Genomic DNA, 25,796 nt, shown 5'->3' with positions numbered 1-25,796 from the left:
CGCAGCCCTCCCGTGCGGGCCCCGGACGACTCTGTCCGGGGCCGCGCTGCCCGATGCCGCCCCTCAGAGGTCCAGCTGGTACTCGAACGCGCGATGGGTCGGCGCATAGCCCAGCGCGTCGTTGATCCGACGCATCGGCGTGTTCGATTCGGCCGTGTCCGTCAGTAGCCCGCCCAGCCCCGGATGGTCCGCCCGGGCCTGGCGGATCGACTCGGCCTTCATCCACCGACCGAGCCCGCGCCCCCGGTGCTCCGGTAGGACACCCGTCCCGTAGTGCTGGGCGTCGCCCCGGCCGTCCCCGGGAACCACGAGTTCGGTGAATCCCACGATCCTGTTGCTGACCTCGTCCACGACGGCGACGGTCCGCAACAGATCCCCCCGTTCCCCGATCACCCCGGCCGCGGCCCGCACCCGGTCCGCGTCCCACGCCACCGTGCCGTAGTCGGTGCCGTCCATCGGCATGTCGTCCATGGCGCTGCGCGAAGCGGCGAAGTCCTCGGCCAACTCGTCCGGCACGCTTCCCAGCCAGGACAGCAGCCGGTAGCCGGGGCGCGGTTCCTCCAACTGCCCGGCGAGCGCATCGCAGTCCACGTGCGGCAGCGGCAGACGGGCGAAGGTCAGCGTGAGCACCCTGCGAAAGCCCCGCGCCGCCAGGAAGGCATCGCCGGGCGAACCGGCGTCGGCCTGCGCCACGACGCTCCTGCGGTGCTCCTCCTTGGCCCGGGCCACGGTCGCCTCCAGCAGTTGGCTTCCGATTCCCAGCCGTCGATCGACGGGGTGGACGTGTATATCGAGCTCGGCCAGATGCTTTTGACCTGCGGAGGTGAACAACCTGAGCGCCGCGGATCCGACGGGGAAACCGGAGGCGTCCAAGGCCAGGAAGACCAGTCGGCGGCTGGCGGCCGGCGGGCTGGGATCGATGAGTGGAGTGATGCGGAACGACAAGGCTTGTCTCCCGTGCGTGGGGGCGAATACGGCTCTCCATGCGCTCGTGATCCCCTGGGAGGAGCCCGGGAAGCCGCCGCGGGACGGTCTGCGATACTGCCGAGATCCTCTGTCAGCTCGGGGCAAGGACAGAAATGAATATCGGTGAAGGACGTGGCAGCACCAGGCGATCGCGGACGCGTCGTACCGAACTCCTGTCGATCGGGAGGACGTTGTTCGCCCGTACCTCCTACGACGCGCTGTCGATGGACGACATCGCGCGGAGCGCAGGCGTCGCCAAGGGGCTCATCTACTACTACTTCGGCAGCAAGCGCGGCTACTACCTCGCGGTCATCGAGGATTCCGTCGCCGATCTGCTGGCACGCGCCACAGGCCGCCCCGAACTGCCCAAGGCCGAGCGGGTGCGACGTACGGTGGACGGATATCTGCGCTACGCCCAGCGCAACGAGGCGGCCTTCCGGACCATCGTCACCGGCGGTGTCGGATGCGACAGCGAGGTCCAGTCGATCAGGGAAGCCGTGCGCGCGGAGTTGGTCGCCACCATCGCGGAGGGCGCGTACGGCAGCCGGGAGGTCCCTCCGCTGGCCGGGCTCGCCCTGCTCGGCTGGCTCAGCGGTGTGGAACAGATCACCTTGGCGTGGCTCGGCGATCCGGTGCCCGATCGAGAGGCCGTCGGTGAACTGCTGACACGGCTGCTGCGGGCCACCCTGGCCACGATCGAGCAGTTGGAACCGAGTTGTCCGCAACCCGAACCGGAGGAGTTCGACACCGGGCGTTCGGCGCTGCGATCCGTGGGGATCGGCATGGTGCAGCAGAGCGGTACGCAGGCGGAGTTCGAACCGGTGCCCGGAAGGGGCTAGGGAGGTTCGCGCCGGCTCCTGGCACGGGGGAGGTTCCGGGGCAGGTCCCTCCGCCCGGTGCCGACGGCGGGCGCCCGGCCGGCACGGAGGTACGGCGGCGAGCGGGGGAGCGGTGTGGGTTCCCCATCGGCGCGACACTCAACACATCGCGCGGATCGGCCCACCCTGTGTGGCGGCGCCGCTTGGTTTACGAGGGGAATTGCCTCGTGGACACGGCCGGTCCACGGTGTCCCGGCCGGGCTTACAACCGGTTGACTCGTCTGCCGATCCGGATGGCCCCATTGAGCGCGACTGGTCGGGTGGAGCAGTCCGGGCAGTGTCACCGGGGGACGCCATATGCCCGACGAAGTGGTTGCGACCGTACACGGTTGTTCGGACGGCGCTCCGATCGACCGGAACGCTGCTCGACGCGGCGGAGGGGCAGAGCGGAGTTGTTCCTTTCCTGGGGGTGGTTCGCTCCCGTGGCCCAGTCCTGCGGGCGGCTGCCACGGCAAGGGCGGCGAGCTGCTCTTTCCGCAGGGCTGCGGTGCCGGCTCCGGTGGTCGACGTTCGGGAGCGGGCGTACGGACAGAGGGGGGCGGGCATCACGTCTCCTCGTGGGGGAGGGAGTGCCGGGCGGGGCGGGCCGTCGGCCGTCTGACGCATGAGCGGGAACGCGGTTGTACGCTGCCGCAAACGTTAGGAGGACTAGACCATTGGGTCAATGGTTTGGACCAATCACCCGACGCTGTCACCGCGGCTGAGCCGCCGCCCCTCCCGCGGAAGAGTGGGGAGGACGCCGCAAGGTGCTCACCGGCCTACGAACGCCCTGCGGACCGGGTGCCGGGTACCGGCCATGCGCTCGCCCCGAACCCGGCTCCTGGCCGAGCTGCCTCGAACTGAACCCCGGAACCGAACCCCGGAACCGAACCCCGGAACCGAACCCCTGATCCGCGCGCCCGATCCGAACCGAACCCCCGATCCGAACCACCTGGGTCACCCGCCTGCCGGCCGCGTGTCAGCTCGCCCAACGCCACCGCTATGTTGAACAGTTGGGAAGGAGGGCGACAGTCGTGCCCCGTACGCCCCACCGATTCCGCCGCCGGACCCCGTCGACGTTCGCCAGTCCCGCCCCACCGCTCTGACCAGACTCCGCGGGTTCAGCCCCGGCCGCCGGGCTGTCCTCGGGCCAACTCGTGATTCACCGTGTCCCCGGAGAACCCATGAAGCTTCGCATCACCGTCCACCAAGCGCGCCTCGGGTCGCAGGAGTTCATCGTCATCCGGCCCGCCCCGCGACTGCTCCGTGCCGTACTCATCGATCACGATCTACATCTGGGCGCCTATCTGGACGAAGAAGCCGCGGAGCACATCGGAGGGTTGTGGACCCTCGCGGCGACCTCACCCCGGTCCCTCATCCACTTTCCGCTTCGCGGCAACCCCAATCCGACCCGGGAACTGGACGGACCCGGCACACGTCAGTTGGACCTCGTCCTGCATCACCGCTCGCTTCCGTTCGCGCCCTCGCACTGGCAGGAGGTGCGCGGACGGCTCGACCCCGGACGGGTCCAGACGGTCACCCTCGCGTCGTCGGGCGCCGCCACCTCACTCGCGATGGGCCGGAGGGCCCGGCGCTCGCGGGAGAGCATCGACTACTTTCACCAACATCTCCACGCCGAGACGCTCCTGATGAGCGGGAACGCCAAGACCTTCAGGGAGAGCGCCCATCACTTCCTGGATGTGGCGCACCGAGGTCCCGAGCATGCGGCTGACCGGACTGACCGGACTGACCGGACTGACCGGACTGGCCTGGCTGATCGGCGCCACTTCCGCACGGCGCTCCGCCCCGAAGGTGCCGCGCCCGGCCGTGCGCGCGAGATGCGCTTGGAGTACTGCGACGCCTGGGAGCCGTCGGGCGACCGCCAAGCCCCGTGCCGCTCCTGAGACGGCCCCACTGGCCGACGTGCCCGCTCGACCACCGGCGGGTGGTCTCGCACCGCCGGTCGACACCCGAGCGCTCCTCGGAGCCAGCGGCATTCGGGCGAGCCGGACGAACTGCTCGCCTCAACGCATCAGCAGATGACCTCGGCGAAACCGTTCGTCCTCGTGCGGCTCGCGCAGCATGCGGCCGACCTCGACGAATCCCGCGGCGCCCGCCAACTCCGCGAGGTCGTCGATCGGCCACCGATAGGCGGCAGTGACCTTGTGGTCGAACTCCGTGACCGGCTTGCCCTCCGACTCGAAGAACCCGAGCAGGAGATGGCCCCCGGGTGCGAGCACCCGACGGAACTCCGCGAAGATCGAAGGCACGATCTGCGGCGGGGTGTGGATGATCGAGTACCACGACACAATGGCGCCCAGTTCGCCATCGGGCAGGTCCAGGGCGTCCATCGAGCCGATCTCGAACCGCAGGTCCGGGTACGCCTCCCGGGCGAGATCGATCATCACCGGCGACAGGTCGATGCCGAAGGCGTCCAGACCCAGGTCCCGCAGGTGCGCCGTCATCCATCCGGGCCCGCACCCCAACTCGGCGACGAGCCCGATGGGGGCCTCCCGCGCGAGTTCGGCGAACGCGGTGAGCACCGCGCGATCGAGCGGAAAGTCATCAAGCGCGTTACGGACGAAATCGGCGTACACAACGGCGATCGCGTCGTAGGCATCCGCCGTTGCGCTGAGGTGCGAGGAGAGTTCGGACACGAGCGAGGACAGTAGCGGCTCGCTGGGACGCTGACGAGGAGTGCCCAACGGCGAGCATCACCAATCTGTCCGAAAAACCGCTGGGCAATGTGCCTAGAAGAGGTCCGTGGGCGTGCTGTCCCCCGTGGTGCGCAACCACGCCCGCAGCGCGGCGTAGTCCGCTTCGACCAGCCCTCGGTGCGCCTCGACCCGATGGAGTAGGGCCCGCCCCCTGTGGTGGGCTGCAACCCAGGTCCGATCCCCTTCGGTGATCTCGTCGTCGACCCAGATGAACGCCCGTCCGGCGGCGTACTCGACGATGGCCGGAGCCTTGCCGTGCCGGTCGCCCCAGGTGTCCGTTTCCCGAGCCGATGAGTGCGGGTGTCCGTGGACCACGGGCAGGGCGGGCAGACCGATCCATGGCGCCACGCACTCATTGGCCTCCTCCATCCAACTGGTGGCCCACACCAGCTCGCAGGGGAGGGCGGCCAACCGGGGCCCGTGGGCCGGATCGATCCGCGCCAGTAGGGGGTTCGAGTGGGTGGCACGCATCGAGGCCGACCCGTAGAGGGGATAGCCGTCCGGACGCTGCTGCCGGGTTCCGCCGAAGGGGATGAGCGGCCCGTCGACATCGAGGAACAACAGGGGTGTCCGGACCGAGGAGATCATGGTTCACCGTATCGGTGCCCCAGGTCCCGTCGCGTCAGCCTCCTGTGTCACACGCGTTGCGCGGCTTCCCGTTGGGAGCCCGTTGCCTCCCGGCCCGGGGCGACGGCAAGCGCTCCATTGCACCCGTGACGGAAGGGCTCTGATCGGGCATACTCAACGCGCCACGGCCGTCAGCAGGGCTTTTCCGCGATCCGGAGGGGTACTAACGGCCTTGGAAAGCAAGATCGGCGAGGCGCGCTTCACCCTTCGCGCGCCGCCGCAGCGCCCGTACAGGGAGGAGAGCGCCGTAATGTCCGACCGCGCCCCGCAGCCGGTGGAACGTCAGTTGCCCACCGAGGAGTCCAGGGACCTCATCACCCTGGTGCGAGACATCGTCCAGCGGGAGATCGCCCCCCGCGCAGCCGATGAGGAGGAGGCGGGGCACTTCCCCCGCGAACTCTTCACCCTCCTGTCGTCGTCAGGTCTGCTCGGCCTTCCGTACGACGGTGAGTACGGCGGCGGGGACCAGCCCTACGAGGTCTACCTCCAGGTCCTCGAAGAGCTCGCCGCCGCGAGGCTGACCGTGGGTCTCGGGGTCAGCGTCCACTCCCTGGCCTGCCATGCCCTGGCGGGCTACGGCACCAAGGAGGAGCGGACCGCCCACCTCCCCGCGATGCTCGGCGGAGGTCTCCTCGGCGCCTACAGCCTCTCCGAACCCTCCTCCGGGTCGGATGCGGCGTCGCTGCGCACGAAGGCGGTGCGCGACGGTGACGACTGGGTGATCACGGGTACGAAGTCCTGGATCACCCATGGCGGGATCGCCGACTTCTACACGGTCCTGGCCCGCACCGGTGCGGAGGGCCCCCGGGGCATCACCGCGTTCCTGGTACCCGGTGACGCCGAAGGACTCAGCGCCGCGGTCCCCGAGAAGAAAATGGGCATGAAGGGCTCGCCCACGGCCCAGGTCCACTTCGACGGTGTCAGGGTGCCCGACACCCGCCGGATCGGCGCCGAGGGCCAGGGCTTCGCGATCGCCCTGTCCGCGCTCGACGCGGGGCGGCTCGGCATCGCGGCCTGCGCGATCGGCGTCGCCCAGGCGGCGCTGGACCAGGCGGTCGACTACGCCTCCGGCCGCCACCAGTTCGGCCGCCCGATCGCCGACTTCCAGGGGATGCGTTTCCTCCTCGCCGACATGGCCACCCGGATAGAGGCGGGCCGTGCGCTCTACCTCGCCGCCGCCCGACTGCACGATCAGCAGCGGCCCTTCTCCCGCCAGGCGGCCATGGCCAAGCTGTTCTGCACGGACGCGGCGATGAGCGTCACCACCGACGCCGTACAGGTGCTCGGAGGCTACGGCTACACACTGGACTTCCCGGTGGAGCGCTACATGCGCGAGGCGAAGGTGCTCCAGATCGTGGAGGGCACCAACCAGATCCAGCGCATGGTGATCGCCCGTCACCTGATCGGCCCCGAGTCCCGCTGATCGTCCCGCACGACCCTCGGCCCCGGCAGATCCTGTCGGGGCCGAGGCGTGCCCGTTCAGTGGCACGGTCTCTGGCGATCCGGGAGCGAGTCGGCACAGGGCCGAGTGAGCACGGCCCGGCACTCATCCGGGTGTACGGGGCATGGGGTGCGCAGACGCGGGCAGGCTCGACGGGGCGAGGCGTTCACGCCGAGCAGCAGGGCCACGGCCCGCGGGTGGAGAGAGGTGAGTCGGGGTGGAGCCGGTGTTCGTTCGCGACCGGGCCCGAGAGCCCGTGTCAACGGATCCTGCACCACGCCAGTCGGCTGCCATGGTGAAGGCACGTGTGGGGCAAGGGAACTGCGGAGAAGCGAGCAGCGGGGGCTCTAGGCCGCGCGGCGGCTGCGCATCGGGGGCACCCGAACCGGTCGGGTTTCCGGGCCGCCGACGTGGGAGAAGGGCTGCATCCGCCAGTCGAGTCCCTGGGGCAGGGTCAGCAGAAGTCCCATCTCCTGTTCCTGGGCCACGAGGTTCTCATCGGCGGGCCGCGCCTGTGCTGCCGTTCGACCGGTGCCGCTGCACACGGTCAGTCCGAACGGATTCCACGGGGTCGGGCACAGCGCGTGCTCCGGCAGCAGGTCCTCGCCCGCGAGCAGGGCGATCGGCTGGACGCAGTCCGGGCAGATCACGCGGTACATCTCGAAGGTGTCGTAGGTATCGAGCTCATCCGCCTCACCGGGTTCAGCCACATCGAGGGGCTCCGGTTGATGACGGTTGATGTTCCTGACGTTCTGCATGGGATCTCCCCCTCGGGTGGGCCAATCAGGCACATGTGGCCTCGACCACAGCAAGCACTTCCCATCCGCGCGGGCGCATAACCATCCGGTCACGGGCAAGGGCGCGCCAATCGTGTGGCGTTCGTCACATGGCGGCCATCAGTGCCCTCCGGCATCGCATATGACTGTGCCGTAGCCGACCTGGGGAATTAGGTTGATCCGCATGGAGGAGCTGGATCGTCAGATCGTTGAATTGCTCGTCAAAGACGGGCGCATGAGCTACACAGACCTGGGCAAGGCCACCGGCCTGTCCACTTCCGCGGTGCATCAAAGAGTCCGCCGATTGGAGCAGCGTGGAGTCATCCGGGGCTATGTCGCGGTCGTCGATTCCGAGGCGGTCGGGCTGCCGTTGACCGCGTTCATCTCCGTCAAGCCCTTCGACCCGAGCGCCCCCGACGACATCTCCGAACGGCTGGCCGACGTGCCGGAGATCGAGGCGTGCCACAGCGTCGCCGGGGACGAGAACTACATCCTCAAGGTGCGGGTCTCCACGCCCCTGGAACTGGAGAACCTCCTCACCCGCATCCGTTCCCTCGCCGGCGTCTCCACGCGCACCACGGTCGTCCTCTCGACTCCCTATGAGGCCCGCCCGCTGCGCATCTAGGCCAGTGCCTAGGCTGACCCCATGAGCGAGAGCACCACCGTCCCCGGCGCACAGCGCACCACCCTGCTGCGCGGCGGGGAAGTCCACAGCCCGGCCGACCCCTTCGCCACCGCGATGGTCATCGAGCGGGGCCATGTCGCATGGGTGGGCTCCGAAGGGGCCGCCGATGCCTTCGCCGACGGCGTCGACGAGGTCGTCGACCTCGAAGGCGCCTTGGTCACCCCGGCATTCACCGACGCACACGTGCACACCACCGCCACGGGGCTCGCCCTCACCGGACTGGATCTGTCCGACGCCAGCACCCTGGCCGACGCCCTGCGGCTGGTACGGGACCACAGCACCGCACACCCCGCGGACAAGGTCCTTCTCGGCCATGGTTGGGACGCCGCCCGCTGGCCCGAGCGGCGTCACCCCAGCCGCGCCGAACTCGACGCCGCGACCGGCGGTCGGCCCCTCTACCTGACGCGGATCGACGTGCACTCCGCCGTCGTCACCACCGCCCTGCTCGACCTCGTACCCGAGGTCACCGGGCTGCCCGGCTACCGCCCCGACGAACCGCTCACCGCTGCGGCCCACCACGCCGTGCGAGCCGCTGCCCATGAGGCCGTCAGTCCCGCGCAGCGGGCCGCAGCCCAGCGGGCCGCGCTGGACCGCGCGGCCTCCCTCGGCATCGGCACCCTTCATGAGTGCGGCGGGCCCGATATCTCCGACGAGGAGGACTTCACCGCCCTGCTGGCCCTGGCCGTGGAAGGTGCGGGGCCTCGGGTGGTCGGATACTGGGCCGAGCGCATCGCGGATGCGAACGGTGCTCAACGGATCAAGGAGCTCGGCGCCGTCGGCGCTGCGGGAGACCTGTTCGTCGATGGCTCCCTCGGTTCCCACACCGCCTGCCTCCACACCCCCTACGCCGACGCCGATGCCCACACCGGGTCGGCGCACCTTGATGTGGCCGCCGTCGCGGCACACGTCGCCGCGTGCACCGAGGCCGGCCTCCAGGCCGGGTTCCACGCCATCGGCGACGCCGCGCTCACCACGGTCACGGAGGGTGTGCGCGCCGCGGCCGAACTGGTCGGTCTGCACCGGGTCCGGGCCGCTCGACACCGCATCGAACACGCGGAGATGCTCACGCCCGAAACCATCGCGGCCTTCGCAGAGTTCGGTCTCACGGCTTCCGTCCAGCCCGCCTTCGACGCCGCGTGGGGCGGCGACGAGGGCATGTATGCGGAGCGCCTCGGCGTCGAACGGGCCCGTACGCTCAACCCGTTCGCCGCGCTGCTCAGAGCCGGAGTGCCCCTGGCGCTGGGCTCCGACAGTCCCGTCACCCCGCTCGATCCGTGGGGCACCGTCCGGGCCGCGGCCTTTCACCGCACCCCCGAGCACCGGATCTCGGTGCGGGCCGCCTTCACCGCTCACACCCGCGGCGGCTGGCGGGCCGCCGGCCGGGACGACGCCGGTGTGCTGGTGCCCGGAGCCCCGGCCGACTACGCCGTGTGGCGCACCGAGGAACTGGTGGTCCAGGCCCCCGACGACCGGGTGGCGCGCTGGTCCACCGACCCGCGCTCCGGCACCCCCGGTCTGCCCGATCTCACGCCCGGCCGTGAACTGCCGCGCTGCCTGCGCACGGTGGTCTCCGGACGGACCGTGTTTGACCGGCCGAACGAGTGACGTACGGACATTTCGTACGGAGCGCTACTGTCTGTGACGTTCGGCCACGACCTGCGGATCTTCGGTATCGATCCGGCTGAAATGGGCAAACCACGCAGATCGCACGACTGTTGACATGGAGCGCCCACGGGCGGGTAGGTTCGGCCGAGTCCACCACAGGACGTCCGGCCGGTGGGATCTCCACGCAGTCGCTGAACGCCGCTGGGCCAGGGGGCAGTGCGCCGCACCGGGGCACTGCCACTGGGAGCCAGGTCCAGCACCCGCGCCTCGGGGGCGAGGGAAGGTTTCAGCCGGCCGGCTGGTGCGACCCGGATGGGGTCCGGCGTTCAGTAGACAACGGCTCTCGGTCGACCCGCAGCCAGCGGGTCCCAGGCCGGCCCGAAGGACGCCGGGCCCCGATCCGCACCATTCGCGATACCGTCCCTGGGACCACCGGTGACACCTGCCGCCACCGGGCCGACCCGCACCACGCACCAGCACGGACCTCGGGCACGACACCCCAGGTCCGTGCTGTCGTGAGCCGGCGCGGCCCGCTCGCTATGGTGGGGTTCTGTGCACGGACATTAAAAGGGGCAGTAGTGAACGACGGCGCTAGGGACAGCGAAGCCCAGGGGAAGCGGTACGGGCCGCTCGGCAGATCCTTGGTGATCATTCCGACCTACAACGAGGCCGAGAACATCAAGAAGATCGTCTCCCGGGTGCGCGCCGCAGTACCCGATGCGGACGTCCTCGTCGCCGATGACAACAGCCCCGACGGCACCGGCAAGATCGCCGATGAGGTCGCCGCCGAAGAGCCCCAGGTGCAGGTGCTGCACCGCAAGGGGAAGGAAGGGCTCGGTGCCGCCTACCTCGCAGGCTTCGCCTGGGGCATGGAGAACGGCTACGGCGTGCTCATCGAGATGGACGCCGACGGCTCCCACCAGCCCGAGGAGCTTCCCCGGCTGCTGACCGCGCTCAAGGGCGCCGACCTGGTTCTCGGATCACGCTGGGTGCCCGGCGGCCGGGTGGTCAACTGGCCCAAGTACCGCGAGTTCATCTCCCGGGGCGGCAGCACCTACTCCCGACTGCTCCTCGGAATCTCGATCCGCGATGTCACGGGCGGTTTCCGCGCCTTCCGCACGGAGACGCTGAAGGGCCTCGGACTCGACGAGGTCGCCTCCCAGGGCTACTGCTTCCAGGTCGACCTCGCCCGCCGGGCCGTGGCCGCCGGCTATCACGTGGTGGAGGTCCCCATCACCTTCGTCGAGCGCGAGCTCGGCGACTCCAAGATGAACCGGAACATCGCCGTGGAAGCCCTCTGGCGCGTCGCGGGTTGGGGCTTCAACGACCGGGCGAACCGGCTGCGCGGTCGTAAGACGCTCTGACCGTCCAAAGCGGTCCCCGCAGCCCGGTGCCGATGCGATCCCGAACCCCTTCCGGCCCGCGGTGGTGATCCTCTTGATCACCCCCTTACGCCGCTTCGGCGGACGTCCAGGCACACTGGTGACATGACGATCGGCGCCACGCCCCCGACAGCCCCCAAGCGCTCCCGCGCCCGCAGTTTCATTCCGCTCGCCCTGGTCGCCTGGCTGGTGCTGGAAATCTGGCTGCTGACCCTCGTCGCCGCCGCGGCGGGCGGTCTGACCGTACTGGCCCTGCTCATCGCGGGCGGCCTCCTGGGGGCCGCCGTCATCAAGCGAGCGGGTCGACGGGCGTTCCGCAATCTCTCCGAGACGATCCAGCGCCAACAGGGCGGGCCTGCGCAGTCGGGCCCCCCGAGCGATCCCGGTGCCAAGAGCGACGGCAACGGGCTCCTGATGCTCGGCGGGTTGCTGATCATGCTGCCCGGACTGATCTCCGACGTGCTCGGGTTGGTGCTGCTCGTCCCGCCCGTCCGCTCGGTCCTCCGCCGCTCGGTCGAGAGGTCGCTGGAGCGACGCGTGCGGGCCGCATCGCCGGGCACCATCGGCGATGCCTACCAGCAGGCGAGGATCCACCGGCCCGACGGCAAGGTCGTGCCCGGAGAGGTCATCCGTGAGGACGCGGGCCAGCAGGAGACCGGCCGCGAACGCCGGGGACCCGGCGATACGGGCAAGCCCGGCCCCAGCCACCGCTGACCTCATGAACGCCTGTCGCTGACGCTGAGGGGTGGAATTCCCCCTCTGCGCGCTGGTCGGTGTCGAGTGACCAGAGCGGCCCGGGCTCCCTTCTGGCCGTTCTTTCCACACGAACCAGTTCTCTCCGTACGAACCAGCCCGATTTACGTATCGGCGTACGGAAAGGCGGAGTGGGACCGGCCGTACGGGTCCTGTCGTCGTCCGGACCCTGAGGCGGCTCGAAACAGGTCGGTCCCGGACAACGGTCAGCGTGCGTTGGAGGAGTCGGCCTGGCGCTGCGCCAGGCCGGAATCCGTGGAACCCGGGCGCACGGCAACGCACAGAGCCGCGGGCTGTACTCCACTCTGCGTGGAGTACAGCCCGCGGCTCGCTTGTACTTGATGTAGTTAACTCGGTGCTGCGGTGGTACGCGATGCAGTGCCGGTCAGGCAGACTTACGGCTGTCCCGAGGATGCACGGCGATGTTCATGGCGCCGGAGCGCAGGACCGCCAGCCTCTCGGCCAGCACCTCCTCCAGCTCCTCGCGGGTGCGCCGCTCCATGAGCATGTCCCAGTGCGTCCGCGCGGGCTTCCCCTTCTTCTCTTCGGGGCCGTCCCCGTCCACCAAGAGTGCTTGGGCGCCGCACGCCTTGCACTCCCACTCCGGCGGAATCTCTGCCTCGACCGAGAACGGCATCTCAAACCGATGTCCGTTCTGGCATGCGTACTCCACCGCCTGGCGCGGGGCCAGATCGATGCCGCGGTCCGTCTCGTAGCTGGTAACCACGAGGCGCGTGCCGCGGAGAGCTCGCTCACTCATGAATCGTGCCTCCCGGGCTTGTCGCCCACAGGACAGGTGTCGCTGTCGTCGTCATCCGGTCAACGTCCGGTCGGCCGTAAAGATTCCCGTTCCGGGTCATGCGTCGCCCGTCGTGCCGCTGCTTTCCCCTACGTTGGGGTACCCACCAGTGACCGGTTTGTCACATCTGACAGAAAGTGTCACCCGCGGATTTCACTTCCCCTTCTGCGCAGTAACGGTCCGCCTGGCAGGCCAAACGCGTACACTACCGCCCTTTGACTTCAACGTCTAAATCCGTTCCGGTACGGGATTGCCCGCTGCCGCGACCGCACGTCGTACGGGTACCCGCGCCAGCAGGAAGAATCCCAAGGCGAAGAAGATCACCAACGAGATGATGGCATCGCGAAAACTGCCGGTCAGTTGGTACGCGAGCCCGAACACCAGCGGTCCGAGCCAGCTGAGCCCCCGGTCGCTCATCTCGTAGGCCGAGAAGTACTCCGCCTCCTTTCCACGGGGCACCAGATGGGAGAAGAGCGAGCGGGACAGAGCCTGGCTGCCACCGAGCACCAGGCCGATTCCCGCCGCCAGCGCGAAGAACCACCCCGGTGAGCGGGCGGGCAGGAAGTAGGCCGCGACCAGGATGAGCGTCCAGATCGCGAGGGAGCCCAGGATCGTGCGCTTCGCCCCGTGCGTCCTGGCGAGCCGCTCCATGCCCAGTGCACCCGCGATCGCCAGGATCTGGACCAGCAGCACGGCGGTGATCAGGGTCGACTGGTCGAGATGCAGTTCCTCGGAGCCGTAGATGGACGCCTGGGAGATCACGGTCTGGACGCCGTCGTTGTAGACGAGGTAGGCCAGCAGGAAGGACAGCGTGAGGGGATGTCTGCGCATGTCCTTGACGGTCGCCACGAGCTGCCGCCAACCCGAACCGACGGCGCCGTCCCCGCTGGGCGGGATGTGGCGATCACGCAGTCGGCGAAGCGGAATCAGGGTGAAGGCACCCCACCACAGCCCCGCCGACGCCAGACAGATGCGAACCGCCTCCGACTCGGACAGCCCGAGCCCCTCATGGCCCAGATAGAGGGCCAGATCGAGCATCAGGACCAGCGCGCCCGAGGTGTAGCCGAACGCCCATCCGCGCGAGGAGACCGCATCACGTTCCGCCGGCTCGGCGATCTGGGGCAGATAGGCGTTGTAGAGCACCATCGAGACCGAGAGCGACGCATTGGCGACGATCAGCAGGAACGCGCCCAGGAGATAGCGCTCACCGGAGAGGAAGAACATGCCCGTCGTGGCCGCTGCGCCCACGTAGGCGGCGACCGCGAGCAGCGGCTTCTTCCGGCCGGTCCGGTCCGCCCAAGCGCCGGCGATCGGCATCAGCACCACGGCGACGATCACGGACAGGGAGACGGAGTACGCGAACAGGGAGCCCGCCCGGACGGGGATGCCCAGCGGGTGCACAAATCCGTCCCCGTCCGCGGCCCGTTTGGCAACGGAGGTCAGATAGGGGCCGAGGAACACGGTCACCACGCTCGTCGAGTAGACGGAGCAGGCGAAGTCGTAGAAGTACCAGCCGCGCTGCTCGCGCCGGCGAGCGCCGGGGTCGAGGGGGTCGTCCGAGCCGGTCGACGTCTCGGTGTCGTCGGTGCTCCCGGTCGTCATCCGTGCCCCCTCACTCAGCTCCCTGATGCGGGACGCACGGAATCAGGCCCAGGCCCCCCGGTCGTCCAGCACTGTGCGCAACGTCTCCAGATGATCGGTCATGATGCCATCCACACCCAGGTCGAGGAGGGTTCTCATCCGATCCGGGTCGTTCACGGTCCAGACGTGCACCTGGAGCCCCCTGGCGTGCGCGGCGGTGACGAAGCGGCGGTCCACCACGGGTACCCCCTTCTGCGCCTCGGGAACCTGGACGCACACCCCGCCCGCGCGAACGGCGACGGGCAGGCCGAGGGAGGCCAGCCGCAGTCCCAGCACTCCGCGGGCGCCGTAGGACGTGGCCAGCCGGGGGCCGCCCAGATCCACCGCCCGACGGATCCGGCGCTCCGAGAAGGAACCGACGCAGACCCTGTCCCAGGTGCCCGTGCGACGGATGAGGTCCACGAGCGGGCGGACCGCGGTCTCGGTCTTGACGTCCACGTTCCAGCGGGCCCGCGGGAACTCCTCCAGCAGGTCCTCGAAGAGCGGCACCGGCTCCCGTCCGTCCACCCGGGCGTGCCGTACCGCGCTCCACGGCAGCCGGGCGATCCGCCCGGTGGCATCGGTGACGCGGTCCAAGGTCGCGTCGTGGAAGGCGACGAGCCGCCCGTCGGCGGTGGTGTGGACGTCCGTCTCGAAGTAGCGGTAGCCGAGCGCTGCCGCACGGCGGAAGGCGGCGGCCGTGTTCTCGATCCCGTCGGCCGCGCCGCCGCGGTGGGCGAAGGCCAGGACCGAGGGGTGCTCAAGGTAGGGGTGGGGTGCTCCGGTCACCGTCGCAGTATCGCCCGCCGAGGTGAACGCGAGGCGACGACCACGGTGCCGGTGCCCTGTTCGGGGACGGCGAACAGTCGGAGGAAGAATTGTGCGAGGGGGCCGATCGACAGGGCGTAGGCGGCGGTGCCGATGCCCACCGAACCGCCCAGTAGGAAGCCGGTGCCGACCACGGCCACCTCGATTCCCGTGCGCACCATTCGGATCGAGCGCCCGGTGAGCCGGTGCAGTCCGGTCATCAGTCCGTCCCGCGGGCCGGGTCCGAAGCTGGCCGCGATGTAGAGGCCGGTCGCCATGCCGTTGAGCACGATGCCGGTGACCATCAGCGCGATCTGAGCCGGTAGGGCGTCGATGTCCGGCACGACAGCCAGTGCGGCATCCATCGCGAGTCCGATGACCACGACATTGGAGACGGTGCCGAGGCCGGGGCGTTGCCGGATCGGTATCCACAGCAGTAGCACCACGGCCCCGACGATGATCGCCACCGTGCCGATGGTCAGCCCGGTCCGCTCCGAGACGCCCTGGTGCAGGACGTTCCACGGTTCGAGCCCGAGTCCCGCGCGCACGAGCAGGGCCGAGCTGGCCCCGTACAGGACCAGTCCGAGGTAGAGCTGCACCAGCCTGCGGGGGATCGAGGCGGGCCGCCGGCCGGCACCCTTCCCGCCTTCGGAGCCTCGGAGCTCCTTCGGGGTCTCGGGCGCCGGGCCCACGCCGTCCGTGCCAGGCCGTGCGGGCTCGCCTTCCCCGGTCGTGGGGCCGGCCCCGACGGGATCTATGGGACCGACTGAATCTATGGACACGATGGCCCCTCTGGAAGAAGTGGACTGCCTCATGACACTCTGTGGCGGGGGAACTCTTGGCAACCATGGCCAATTCCAGGAAGGTGGACTGATTTTCGTGGCTCAGTGGACTTCGGCAGTGGGTGCAACGCAGCTTGCCCGGCAATTGGCCGTGCAGCAGCCCCGCCCGGCCGGCCCCGGCACGAGGAAGCCCCCCGCCTATCGTGCGCTCGCGGACGGCATTCGACTGCTGGTCCTGGAGGGGCGGGTTCCGGTTGCTTCCCGGCTCCCCGCGGAACGCGAACTGGCACTGGCGCTCTCCGTGAGCCGCACCACGGTCGCCGCCGCGTACGAAGCCCTGCGGACCGAGGGCTTCCTGGAGTCCCGACGGGGCGCGGGCAGCTGGACGGCGGTGCCGGCCGGTAATCCGCTGCCGGCGCGTGGTCTGGAACCGCTGCCCCCGGAGTCGCTCGGTTCCATGATCGACCTCGGTTGCGCGGCACTCCCCGCTCCCGAACCCTGGCTCACCCGCAGCGTCCAAGGCGCCCTGGAAGAGCTCCCTCCCTACGCGCACACCCACGGCGACTACCCGGCCGGCCTCCCCGCCCTGCGCGAGATGCTCGCCGAGCGCTACAGCCAGCGCGGCATTCCCACCATGCCCGAGCAGATCATGGTCACCACCGGCGCCATGGGCGCGATGGACGCCATCTGCCATCTGTTCGCCGGCCGCGGCGAACGCATCGCGGTGGAGTCGCCGTCGTACGCCAACATCCTCCAGTTGATGCGCGAGGCAGGTGCCCGACTGGTGCCGGTGGCGATGGAGGAGGGGCTCGGAGGCTGGGACCTGTCCCGCTGGAAGCAGGTGCTCAGGGATGCGGCGCCCCGGCTCGCCTATGTTGTCGCCGACTTCCACAACCCGACGGGCGCGCTCGCCGACGAGGACCAGCGGCGCCGACTCGTGGACGCCGCCCGGGCCGCCGGCACCGTGCTCATCGTGGACGAGACCATGTCCGAACTCCGTCTCGAAGACGATCTGGAGATGCCCCGCCCCGCCTGCGCCTTCGATCCTGCCGGGGGCACGGTGATCACGGTCGGGTCGGCGAGCAAGGCGTTCTGGGCGGGCATGCGGATCGGTTGGGTCCGTGCGGCGCCCGATGTGATCCGCTCATTGGTCGCCGCACGCGCTTACGCCGACCTCGGGACCCCCGTCCTGGAGCAGTTGGCGGTGCAGTGGCTGATGCGGACGGGCAACTGGGACGAGGCGGTGTCGGCCCGCCGCACGCAGGCCAGGGAGAATCGCGACGCCCTGGTGGGTGCGGTGCGCAGGGAGCTGCCCTCGTGGGAGTTCGCCGTACCGCGGGGCGGGCTCACGCTCTGGGTGCGCACCGGTGGGCTCTCCGGGTCCCGGCTCGCCGAGGTGGGCGAGCGCGTGGGCGTACGGGTGCCGTCGGGGCCGCGGTTCGGGGTGGACGGGGCGTTCGAGGGCTTCGTGCGGCTGCCGTTCACGGTCAGCGGCGCGGTCGCGGACGAGGCAGCGGCGCGACTTGCGGCGGCGGCCCGGCTGGTGGAGACGGGTGTCACCACGGGGACGGAAGCGCCGCGCACCTTCGTCGCCTGATCGGTCCATTCCGTTCGGAGTTCGGTGCTACCCCGCCGGCTCACGGCCGAGTCGGCGGACTCGCCACCTGCGGAGACCCCTCAGACACCCTCGGCCTGCGCCGGGACCGGTTCCGCCCGCTGGTGGTGTTCCGGTAGGAGGCCGAGCACTGCCTGTCGGTGGGTGTCGCTCGTCGCGCCGTCGAAGGGGTCGGGCGTCGCCGGCACCTGTACGCGCAGTACCGACCCGATGCCGAGGCGCGCATAGCCACGCCCCGGGGGGACGTCGGGGGTGGGGGTGGTGTGCGGGACCGCGCCGAGTACGGCCTCGATCTCGTCGAATCCGGCCGGCCCGAGGACGACCCGGGCGCGGGTGTGGGAGCACACGGTCTCGGTGAGGGTCTCCAGGCTGTCGAACTGCTCGGCCACCACGACCGTGACGGAGGCGGCCCGCCCGTGCCGGAGGGGAACCGCCAGGAGTTCCTGGGGGTCGGAACGTCCGTCGGCCGCGGCCAGGTGTCCGAGGACGCTGGGCCGGTCAACCAGGATCCACAGCGGTCGGCGGACGTCCTCCGGCAGCGGACGGTCGGCCTGCCGGGCGTGGTTCGCGGCGACGAGCCGCCGTTCCGTCTCCTGCACGGCCCACTGGAGGGTGTCGAGCGCCCCGCTCAGACCGCATTCGACGGCGAGGACACCGGGCCGTCCACGCAGACAGGAGTACTCGCCGGCCCCCGCACCCTCCACGATCAGGACATCGCCGTACGGCAGTGCCTGGAGGGCGATGGAACGCAGCAGATTGGTGGTCCCGCTGCCCGGTCCGCCGATCGCCAGCAGGTGCGGTTCGGTGGATCTGGGGCCGGTGCGCCAGATCACGGGTGGCGCGTCGCGGGTCTCGTCGCCGTCCACCACGGGCACGGTGCGCTGGACCGCACCCGGGTCGGTGAAGCCCAGCACGGTCTCACCGGGGACGGTGATGAACCGCTGGGCCGCGATGGCGGTGGAGAGCGCGGGCAGGACGCTCATCACCAGTTCGTTGCCCTCTTCGTCCCAGATGAAGCGGTACTCCCTGCCGCGGCCCGATTTGGCGTGCACCACCTGTTCGACGCGGGCGCGGGACTCGTCCTCGCCGTCGGTGAAGTACGCCGGGTAGCTGATGCGCAGCCCGGTCAGTCGGCCGTTGCCGTCGAAGGCGTAGTCGTGGAAGGCATCGGTCCAGGAACCGCCGTGGGCGTAGAGCGGCGCCGGATCGTCGGGCGTCGAGAAGTACGGCACGAGCGCTTCGTACAGCGCGGTGAGCCGGCCGGCCTCGGCCTCGTCGGGGCCGGACTTCGCGGTGCTGCGCCCTCGCCCCTGCCAGGCCGCCGCGGCCATGACCGAGGCGAGGGCCATGGCCGGCCCGTACGGGACGAGAGCCACCGCCAGTCCGCACCCCGCGACCACCAGGAGCGTGGGACCGCGCTTCTCCTTGGGGGTTGCGGCCCACTTCCGTCGGGCCAGTCCCGCGAGCTTGCCCAGGCCGCGCGAGACGATGATCAACGGATGGAGGACGTCGGTGGCGCTGTCGGCAGCCGTGCGGGCGATCTCCCGGCCGCGGGTGATCCGCGCGGATCCGCTGCTGAGGATGCGGGGGAACGGTCGCCGGGCCACATCGTTCTCCTGGGGGTGCTGGGACGGGGGATTGCTGGGACGGGGGATTGCTGGGTCGGGTGGGTGGGAGCTACACAGTTCGGGTGGGTGGGAGCTACACAGTTCGGGTGGGTGGGAGCTGCTCGGTTTGGGTGGTGGGGGCGCCGGGGCCGGGCGGCAGGGGTCAGAACTTGATCCCGCCGAGGAGGCTGGCGAGGCTCTGGCTGCCGGCTTCGATGCTGGGGGCGATGGCGGTGCCCGCGAGGAAGAAGCCGAAGAGCGCGCAGACGACGGCGTGGGACGCCTTGAGGCCGTCCTTGCGGAAGAAGAGGAAGACGATGATCGCGAGCAGCACCACACCTGACATGGAAAGGATCATGAGGTTCTCCTGGTCGAAGGGGACAGTCACCACGAGTTCTTCCAACCTCACAGGAAGTATCTATGCGATAAAAGGTGTAAATGGGTGAAAATCCCTGAATTTCACTGCACTGGCGGAGAGGGCGCGGCCTCCCGAGGGGCACACTCCGCCGTCAGCGGGCACAGTGCCCCGGGCGACGGTCCACGACGGCCGCTCGCGGAACGCGGAGGGGCTCACTCCGCGTTCGGTGCGGGCAGTACTCTGACATGTCGTCCGTACGACTGTTCCCCTGTGCTCGGATGCCCCGGTCTTGGGACCCCGGCCCGCCACCAGGAGGTTCCTGGAGGCGGGTAACAGTCAGCAGTCAGCCACCGGTCGTCGACCACCCCCTGTGGTCACCGGAACGAGAGAGGCGGTCCAACCGATGAGTGAGGTTCCCGACCCTGAGGTGATCGAACTCGCCACCAAGGTCTTCGACCTCGCCCGGCGCGGTGAGATCGAGGCCCTCTCCGCGTACATCGACGCCGGCGTCCCCGCCAACCTCACCAATGACCGCGGTGACACCCTGGTCATGCTGGCCGCCTACCACGGCCATGCTTCCGCCGTCCGTGCCCTCATCGAACGCGGCGCCGAGCCCGACCGCCCCAACGACCGGGGGCAGACGCCACTGGCAGGAGCCGTCTTCAAGGGGGAGGACGAAGTGATCCGAGTGCTCCTGGCCGCCGGAGCCGATCCGTCCGCAGGAACCCCCTCCGCCGTGGATACCGCGCGCATGTTTGGGAAGACAGAGCTTCTGGAGCTGTTCGGCAACCGATGAGCCCGCCGACCGGCCCCGGCGGACGGGTCCCGCAAGGGGCGTCGTAAATGTGGTCGCGGTGGCGAAATGGGTGGGTCATCATGACGTCGGGCCCTGTCCCGGACATCACCGGGAATTCCCCCTGGGGCCACCGACGAGAGGCAGGAAGATGCTCTACACCAAGCAGCAGACCACGGGCGGCCCTACATGTTGCTGCGCGGCCTAGGCACCCCAGTCCCCGGTTGCGTCGAGAGCTTGATGTGAGGCCTTCCCCATGTTTGATCCAGTCATAGCGCCGAGCGGTACGCTGCTCGGTCTGCTGCAGAGAGGCCGCGGCGACGGCACGCTGCACGCGCTCGCGGCCCCCCGCGCCGAGGCGCTCGCCGCCCTCAACCACTGCGTGCTCCACGACCCGCGCCACGACTGGCAGGTCGAGAATCGCTCCCTCTACTACGCACGCCTCTACCTGGATCTCCACGGTGATCTTGAGGAGATCGAGCGCCACCTCTGTGACGTCGACGACCACTGCGACACCGACGAGGCCAGGACCGGCCTCGCCCTCGCCGTGCTCGGCCACCTCGCGTCGTACGGCAGGGCGGACGCCCTGCAACTGCTGCGTCACTACGCCCGCAGCGGTGCCAACTGGGCCTGGGCGCTCGATGAACTCGCCCTGCGCGACGACGACGCGGGACTGCGCTCACTCGCCGCCCCCGTCCTCGCCAGGTTCCCGAGCACCCCGGAGGGCGACGCCGAACTGGCCGCCACGGTCCGTGACGCGTTCGAGCCACGACCCTGGCGCCTGTGGGCCGATGACCCCCGGGCCGACATCGGCCCGCGGATCCGCGCCGCACAGGAGGCCGGGTCCTTCGATCGATGGCAACGTCAGATGCGACCCAGCGGGCCCCGGCCCGGGTGGAGCGTACAAGCCGTGTTCGACTGGGTCGAACAAGGTCTGGAGCGCGGTGCCATGCTGCACGTGCCGGCCGCGCGCTGCCTGTCCGCGGTCGCCGGCGCGGACGACCGCGCCGCCATCCTCACCGCTGCCCGCAGCGGCCCGGACGGCGCCCGCTGCGCCGCCCTGCACTACCTCGCGGAATCATCCGATCCCGCGGTGCTCGACCTCATCGATGCGGCGGTCTCCCACGGCTCCCGTACCGTCGCCGAGGCGGCGACGGCGGCATTCGAGCGCATGTGCGGTCCAGAGGTGGTGAGTCGGGCGCGGACCTGGGTTCACCGCCCGGATGCGCTCGGGAAGTCCGCCGCAGGAGTCATCGCCTGCCGCGGCGTCGCCGGTGACGACGCACTCGTCCTCGGCGCCCTGCGCGAGACCGTACGGACCGACGGCCCCGACGCACCGATGCTGTGGACCCTCGTCGACGGCACCGGACGGCTGGGCATCACCTGCGCCGCCCCCGTACTGCGCCATATCTACCGAGAGACCGCCTCGTCCCAACTGCGCGGGCGAGCGGCCCGGGCACTGGCGGCGACCGACGGTTCCTTCCCCACCGGGTTCGCGGTCGAGTGTCTCTGGGACTGCGAGGAGACCACCCGAGAGGTCGCAGCGCTGCACGCGGAGACCGGCGATGTGCGGGTCGCCGAGCGACTGCGCCGACTCGCCGCCGACCCGGCCGAGGAGGCCGAGGTCCAAACGGCGGTACGCAGCCGGATCGGCCCGGACGCACCCGTCGGCTGACCCTGCGCCCCGGCGCGTCCGCCGTCCCACGGCTCCATGGTCGTGAGAGACGGCGGACGCGCAGGCGCGGGCCCTCGACACGGCACCCGAGCACATCGCACGCCCACCACCTGGCGGAACGCACACGGCGCCACCGAGTCCACCACGCTCCCTCTTGCCAGAATGGCAGGATGACCGGGCGCTGGGAGTTCTGGATCGACCGTGGCGGCACCTTCACCGACGTCGTGGGCAAACGGCCCGACGGACGGCTCGTCAGCCGAAAGCTCCTCTCGCACGACCCCGAGCGCTATCCGGACGCAGCAGTCGCCGGCATCCGGGCACTTCTCGACCTCGCCCCCGGGGAGCCGATCCCCACCGACCGCGTCTCCGTCGTCAAGATGGGGACGACCGTCGCCACCAACGCCCTGCTGGAACGGCACGGCGAACCCACCGTGCTGATCATCACGGAGGGCTTCGAGGACGCCCTGCGCATCGCCTACCAGAACCGTCCGCGGATCTTCGACCGAAGGATCGTCCTGCCGGAAGCGGTGTACGAGCGTGTCATCGAGGTGCCGGAACGGGTCGACGCACACGGCACGGTCGTACGCCCCCTCGATCTTCCCACCGTTGTCGAACGGCTTCGTGCGGCCCGCGCCGACGGGTTCGACAGCGTCGCGATCGTCCTGATGCACGGCTATCGGCACCCGGAACACGAAGCCCGCATCGCCGCCGCCGCCCGGGCTGCCGGATTCACCCAGGTCAGTTGCTCCCACGAGGTCAGCCCGCTGATCAAACTGATCCCCCGCGGCGACACCACCGTCGTGGACGCCTATCTCTCGCCGATCCTGCGCCGCTACGTGGACGAGGTGGCAGCCGAACTCCGCGGCATCCGGCTGATGTTCCTCCAGTCCAACGGAGGTCTGCGCGAGGCGGCCCACTTCCGAGGCAAGGACGCCGTGCTCTCAGGCCCGGCCGGAGGCGTCGTCGGGATGGCCCGCACCGCAGCACGCGCCGGCTTCCCCCGCGTCATCGGCTTCGACATGGGGGGAACGTCCACCGACGTCTCCCACTACGCGGGCGAGTTCGAACGGGAACTGGGCACCCAGGTCGCCGGCGTACGGATGCGCGCACCCATAATGAGCATCCACACCGTCGCCGCCGGCGGAGGTTCCGTCCTCCACTTCGACGGCCGCCGCTACCGCGTCGGCCCCGACTCCGCTGGGGCATCCCCCGGGCCCGCCTGCTACCGCGGGGGAGGCCCGCTCACCGTCACCGACGCCCAGGTGATGCTCGGGCGCATCCAACCCGAGCACTTTCCGGCCGTGTTCGGACCGGACGGCGACCAACCCCTGGACGCGGACACCGTGAGGGAGCGCTTCGCCGAACTCGCCCGGCGGGTGGGCGAGGAGAGCGGCAGCGCCCGTACCCCCGAAGAGGTCGCCGAGGGCTTCGTGGAGATCGCCGTACTCAACATGGCCCACGCGGTCAAGAAGATCTCCGTCCAACGCGGCCATGACATCACCCGCTACGCCCTGAACTCCTTCGGCGGCGCGGGCGGTCAGCACGCCTGCGCGGTCGCCGACGCGCTCGGTATCACCACCGTGATCGTGCCACCGCTCGCCGGGGTGCTCTCCGCCTACGGCATCGGCCTCGCCGACGCCACCGCCATGCGCGAACGGTCCGTGGAAGCGGAACTCGACGACGACACGTCCGCCCGCGTACACACCCTGAGCGCCGAACTCGCCCAGCAGACGCACGAGGACCTGACCGCCGACCACTTCGCGGACACGGCCATCACCACCCGTACTCGCGTACTGCTCCGATACGCCGGTACGGACACCGCCCTGCCCGTACCGCTGGAGTCCGCCACCGCCATGGCCGACTCCTTCACCGCCGCCCACCGCGCCCGCTACGGGTTCACCATGGACACCTCCCTGGTGGTGGAGGCGGTCTCGGTGGAGGCGGTCGGCGCCGCCGGTGAGCACGGCGAACCGGTCGTACAGGCCACACGTACCGCGTCCGAGCCCGAGACACGGGTCGAGATGTACGCGACGGGCGCCGTGCACCTGGTACCCCTCCACCACCGCACCTCGCTCGGCCCGGGGGGCATCGTGGCGGGACCCGCGATCGTCGCCGAGCCCGACGCCACCACCGTGGTCGACCCCGACTGGCAGGCCGAGGCCCGCGACACGGGCGAACTGATCCTGACCCGCGTGCGGCCCCGGCCACCGAGGACCGCGGTCGGCACCGACGCCGACCCGGTCCTCCTGGAGGTGTTCAACAACCTCTTCATGGCCATCGCCGAGCAGATGGGCGTACGCCTGGAGAACACGGCGCACTCCGTCAACATCAAGGAACGGCTCGACTTCTCCTGCGCCCTGTTCGACCCCGAAGGCAATCTCATCGCCAACGCCCCCCACATTCCCGTACACCTGGGATCGATGGGGGAGTCCATCAAGGAGGTGCTGCGCCGAAACGAGGGGACGATGCGACCCGGGGACGTCTACGCGATCAACGACCCCTACCACGGCGGCACCCATCTGCCCGATGTGACGGTGGTGACGCCGGTCTTCACCGACGGCCGATTGCGCTTCCTGGTTGCCTCGCGCGGTCACCACGCCGAGATCGGCGGCATCACCCCGGGCTCCATGCCCGCTTTCAGCCGGACCATCGACGACGAAGGCGTCCTCTTCGACAACTGGCTGCTCGTGCGGGACGGCCGACTGCGCGAGCAGGAGACCCGCAGCCTGCTGAGGGAAGCTCCTCACCCCTCCCGTGCACCGGACGTCAACATCGCCGACTTCCGAGCCCAGATCGCCGCCAATGAGAAGGGCATCGAGGAACTGGGGCGCGCAGTGGACGAGTTCGGCCTCGACGTCGTGCACGCCTACATGCGGCACGTACGGGACAACGCCGAGGAGTCCGTGCGCCGGATCATCGCTGAACTGCACGGGGGCGAGTACCGGTACGAGACCGACGACGGCTCCGTCATCCAGGTCGCCGTGCGCGTCGACCGCGAGGAGCGCTCGGCCGTCATCGACTTCACCGGCACCTCGCCCCAGCGGCCCGGCAATGCCAATGCCCCCACGTCGGTGGTCATGGCGGCCGTCCTCTATGTGCTCCGGACCCTCGTCGGGGAGGACATCCCCCTCAACAGCGGCTGTCTGGTGCCCGTGGAGGTGAGGGTGCCGCCAGGGTCGATGCTTGCCCCGTCCTATCCCGCGGCGACCGTGGCCGGCAATGTCGAGACCTCGCAGGCGGTCACCGGAGCGCTGTACGCGGCCCTCGGCGTCCAGGCCGAAGGATCGGGCACCATGAACAACCTGACCTTCGGCAACGACCGGGTGCAGTACTACGAGACCGTCGCCAGCGGTTCAGGAGCGGGGGACGGCTTCGACGGGGCGGATGCGGTGCAGACCCATATGACCAACTCACGGCTCACCGACCCCGAAGTCCTGGAGTGGCGATACCCCGTGCGCGTCGATTCCTTCTCCGTACGCGAGGACAGCGGCGGCACCGGCCGCTGGCGCGGTGGTCGGGGAGTGGTCCGGAGCATTCGATTCCTTGAACCCATGACGGTGACGCTGCTCAGCGGGCACCGGAGGGTGCCGCCGTACGGAATGGCAGGCGGGGGGCCGGGAGCGCTGGGGGCGAACCGGGTGCGGCGGGCGGACGGTTCGACGGTCCGGCTGGAGGGGATCGACTCGGTCGAGATGGGGCCCGAGGACGTCCTGGTCATCGAGACCCCCGGCGGCGGGGGATACGGGGAGCGGTAGGGGCGATGCCCGAGCCCGGTGGCGGCTGGGCGCGCGCTGTTCCACGGCAGGCTCGACCGGATGTGCTGCGGGGACGCCGTGAGCAGTGCCGCCGGGCGGATGACAGGCGGCCGTCGGGCTGCTGGCGGACGGGGACGGGCGGGGACGGGCGGGGATGTGCCCGGAGAGCGACGCGT

Annotated in this window: 21 protein-coding genes; 11 read left to right on the top strand and 10 right to left on the bottom strand. The window is 70.1% G+C overall.

Annotated elements, in window-relative coordinates; all coding sequences use genetic code 11:
- Nucleotides 1–63: 63 nt before the first annotated feature.
- Entirely contained in the window at nucleotides 64–945 is an 882-nt protein-coding gene (locus tag OID54_RS07510; RefSeq protein ID WP_329015758.1) for a GNAT family N-acetyltransferase, read from the bottom strand.
- Nucleotides 946–1,079: 134 nt separating this feature from the next.
- Between OID54_RS07510 and OID54_RS07505 the strand changes: the two genes are divergently transcribed.
- Both OID54_RS07505 and OID54_RS07500 read left to right on the top strand, forming a co-directional pair.
- Nucleotides 1,080–1,805: a TetR/AcrR family transcriptional regulator gene (locus OID54_RS07505; RefSeq protein ID WP_329015756.1), complete on the top strand. Its 726-nt coding sequence runs from the start codon at nucleotides 1,080–1,082 to the stop codon at nucleotides 1,803–1,805.
- Nucleotides 1,806–3,007: 1,202 nt separating this feature from the next.
- Nucleotides 3,008–3,727 carry a hypothetical protein gene (locus tag OID54_RS07500; RefSeq protein ID WP_329015754.1) on the top strand — a complete coding sequence of 240 codons (720 nt, stop codon included), beginning with the start codon at nucleotides 3,008–3,010 and terminating at the stop codon, nucleotides 3,725–3,727.
- A 120-nt stretch (nucleotides 3,728–3,847) separates the two neighbouring features.
- Here OID54_RS07500 and OID54_RS07495 read toward each other — a convergent pair whose 3' ends face one another.
- A complete protein-coding gene (locus OID54_RS07495) occupies nucleotides 3,848–4,480 on the bottom strand; it encodes a class I SAM-dependent methyltransferase (RefSeq protein WP_329015751.1) in 633 nt (210 codons plus the stop codon).
- Between the two features lie 93 nt (nucleotides 4,481–4,573).
- Complete coding sequence (locus OID54_RS07490) at nucleotides 4,574–5,128, bottom strand: HAD domain-containing protein (protein WP_329015749.1); 555 nt, start codon at nucleotides 5,126–5,128, stop codon at nucleotides 4,574–4,576.
- A gap of 289 nt (nucleotides 5,129–5,417) precedes the next feature.
- Between OID54_RS07490 and OID54_RS07485 the strand changes: the two genes are divergently transcribed.
- The gene (locus tag OID54_RS07485) at nucleotides 5,418–6,590 is read left to right on the top strand and encodes an acyl-CoA dehydrogenase family protein (protein ID WP_329015746.1); all 1,173 of its coding nucleotides are present in this window, start codon (nucleotides 5,418–5,420) and stop codon (nucleotides 6,588–6,590) included.
- A gap of 365 nt (nucleotides 6,591–6,955) precedes the next feature.
- On the opposite strand, the gene OID54_RS07480 is transcribed toward OID54_RS07485, so the two are convergent.
- Nucleotides 6,956–7,366, bottom strand: coding sequence for a hypothetical protein (locus tag OID54_RS07480; RefSeq protein WP_329015743.1), 411 nt, complete (start codon nucleotides 7,364–7,366; stop codon nucleotides 6,956–6,958).
- Nucleotides 7,367–7,568: 202 nt separating this feature from the next.
- On the opposite strand from OID54_RS07480, the gene OID54_RS07475 reads away from it, so the two are divergent.
- From OID54_RS07475 to fxsA, 4 genes are all read left to right on the top strand, one after another.
- Complete coding sequence (locus OID54_RS07475; protein ID WP_329015740.1) at nucleotides 7,569–8,009, top strand: Lrp/AsnC family transcriptional regulator; 441 nt, start codon at nucleotides 7,569–7,571, stop codon at nucleotides 8,007–8,009.
- A gap of 21 nt (nucleotides 8,010–8,030) precedes the next feature.
- Nucleotides 8,031–9,674, top strand: a complete 1,644-nt coding sequence (locus tag OID54_RS07470) for an amidohydrolase (RefSeq protein WP_329015737.1) — start codon at nucleotides 8,031–8,033, stop codon at nucleotides 9,672–9,674.
- 578 nt (nucleotides 9,675–10,252) lie between these two features.
- On the top strand, nucleotides 10,253–11,038 hold the full coding sequence (locus OID54_RS07465; protein WP_329015734.1) for a polyprenol monophosphomannose synthase: 786 nt from the start codon (nucleotides 10,253–10,255) through the stop codon (nucleotides 11,036–11,038).
- A 123-nt stretch (nucleotides 11,039–11,161) separates the two neighbouring features.
- Entirely contained in the window at nucleotides 11,162–11,770 is a 609-nt protein-coding gene (fxsA, locus tag OID54_RS07460; RefSeq protein ID WP_329015732.1) for an FxsA family membrane protein, read from the top strand.
- 424 nt (nucleotides 11,771–12,194) lie between these two features.
- On the opposite strand, the gene OID54_RS07455 is transcribed toward fxsA, so the two are convergent.
- The 4 genes from OID54_RS07455 to yczE form a co-directional block, all read right to left on the bottom strand.
- Complete coding sequence (locus OID54_RS07455) at nucleotides 12,195–12,569, bottom strand: RNA polymerase-binding protein RbpA (protein WP_003959706.1); 375 nt, start codon at nucleotides 12,567–12,569, stop codon at nucleotides 12,195–12,197.
- 267 nt (nucleotides 12,570–12,836) lie between these two features.
- Complete coding sequence (locus OID54_RS07450) at nucleotides 12,837–14,210, bottom strand: MFS transporter (RefSeq protein WP_329015730.1); 1,374 nt, start codon at nucleotides 14,208–14,210, stop codon at nucleotides 12,837–12,839.
- Nucleotides 14,211–14,252: 42 nt separating this feature from the next.
- On the bottom strand, nucleotides 14,253–15,017 hold the full coding sequence (locus OID54_RS07445; RefSeq protein ID WP_329015727.1) for a glycerophosphodiester phosphodiesterase: 765 nt from the start codon (nucleotides 15,015–15,017) through the stop codon (nucleotides 14,253–14,255).
- A complete protein-coding gene (yczE, locus tag OID54_RS07440; RefSeq protein ID WP_443055541.1) occupies nucleotides 15,014–15,817 on the bottom strand; it encodes a membrane protein YczE in 804 nt (267 codons plus the stop codon). Before yczE ends, OID54_RS07445 begins: the two co-directional genes overlap by 4 nt.
- A gap of 97 nt (nucleotides 15,818–15,914) precedes the next feature.
- Between yczE and OID54_RS07435 the strand changes: the two genes are divergently transcribed.
- Nucleotides 15,915–17,414: an SCO1417 family MocR-like transcription factor gene (locus tag OID54_RS07435; protein ID WP_443055540.1), complete on the top strand. Its 1,500-nt coding sequence runs from the start codon at nucleotides 15,915–15,917 to the stop codon at nucleotides 17,412–17,414.
- Between the two features lie 80 nt (nucleotides 17,415–17,494).
- Here the strand turns inward: OID54_RS07435 and OID54_RS07430 are convergent, their stop codons facing one another.
- The gene (locus tag OID54_RS07430) at nucleotides 17,495–19,039 is read right to left on the bottom strand and encodes a hypothetical protein (protein ID WP_329015721.1); all 1,545 of its coding nucleotides are present in this window, start codon (nucleotides 19,037–19,039) and stop codon (nucleotides 17,495–17,497) included.
- Nucleotides 19,040–19,202: 163 nt separating this feature from the next.
- Nucleotides 19,203–19,397, bottom strand: coding sequence for a hypothetical protein (locus OID54_RS07425; RefSeq protein WP_329015719.1), 195 nt, complete (start codon nucleotides 19,395–19,397; stop codon nucleotides 19,203–19,205).
- A gap of 403 nt (nucleotides 19,398–19,800) precedes the next feature.
- Here OID54_RS07425 and OID54_RS07420 point away from each other — a divergent pair, with 403 nt between their 5' ends.
- The 3 genes from OID54_RS07420 (at nucleotide 19,801) to OID54_RS07410 (ending at nucleotide 25,620) form a co-directional block, all read left to right on the top strand.
- A complete protein-coding gene (locus OID54_RS07420; protein WP_329015716.1) occupies nucleotides 19,801–20,193 on the top strand; it encodes an ankyrin repeat domain-containing protein in 393 nt (130 codons plus the stop codon).
- A gap of 253 nt (nucleotides 20,194–20,446) precedes the next feature.
- Nucleotides 20,447–21,865 carry a HEAT repeat domain-containing protein gene (locus tag OID54_RS07415; RefSeq protein ID WP_329015714.1) on the top strand — a complete coding sequence of 473 codons (1,419 nt, stop codon included), beginning with the start codon at nucleotides 20,447–20,449 and terminating at the stop codon, nucleotides 21,863–21,865.
- A 170-nt stretch (nucleotides 21,866–22,035) separates the two neighbouring features.
- Nucleotides 22,036–25,620, top strand: coding sequence for a hydantoinase B/oxoprolinase family protein (locus tag OID54_RS07410; RefSeq protein WP_329015712.1), 3,585 nt, complete (start codon nucleotides 22,036–22,038; stop codon nucleotides 25,618–25,620).
- The last annotated feature ends 176 nt before the right edge of the window (nucleotides 25,621–25,796 follow it).

It is taken from the genome of Streptomyces sp. NBC_00690 (genome assembly GCF_036226685.1).
Taxonomy (GTDB): Bacteria; Actinomycetota; Actinomycetes; order Streptomycetales; family Streptomycetaceae; genus Streptomyces.
Note: the sequence above shows the minus strand (reverse complement) of the source record. Positions and strands in the feature narration are given on the sequence as shown.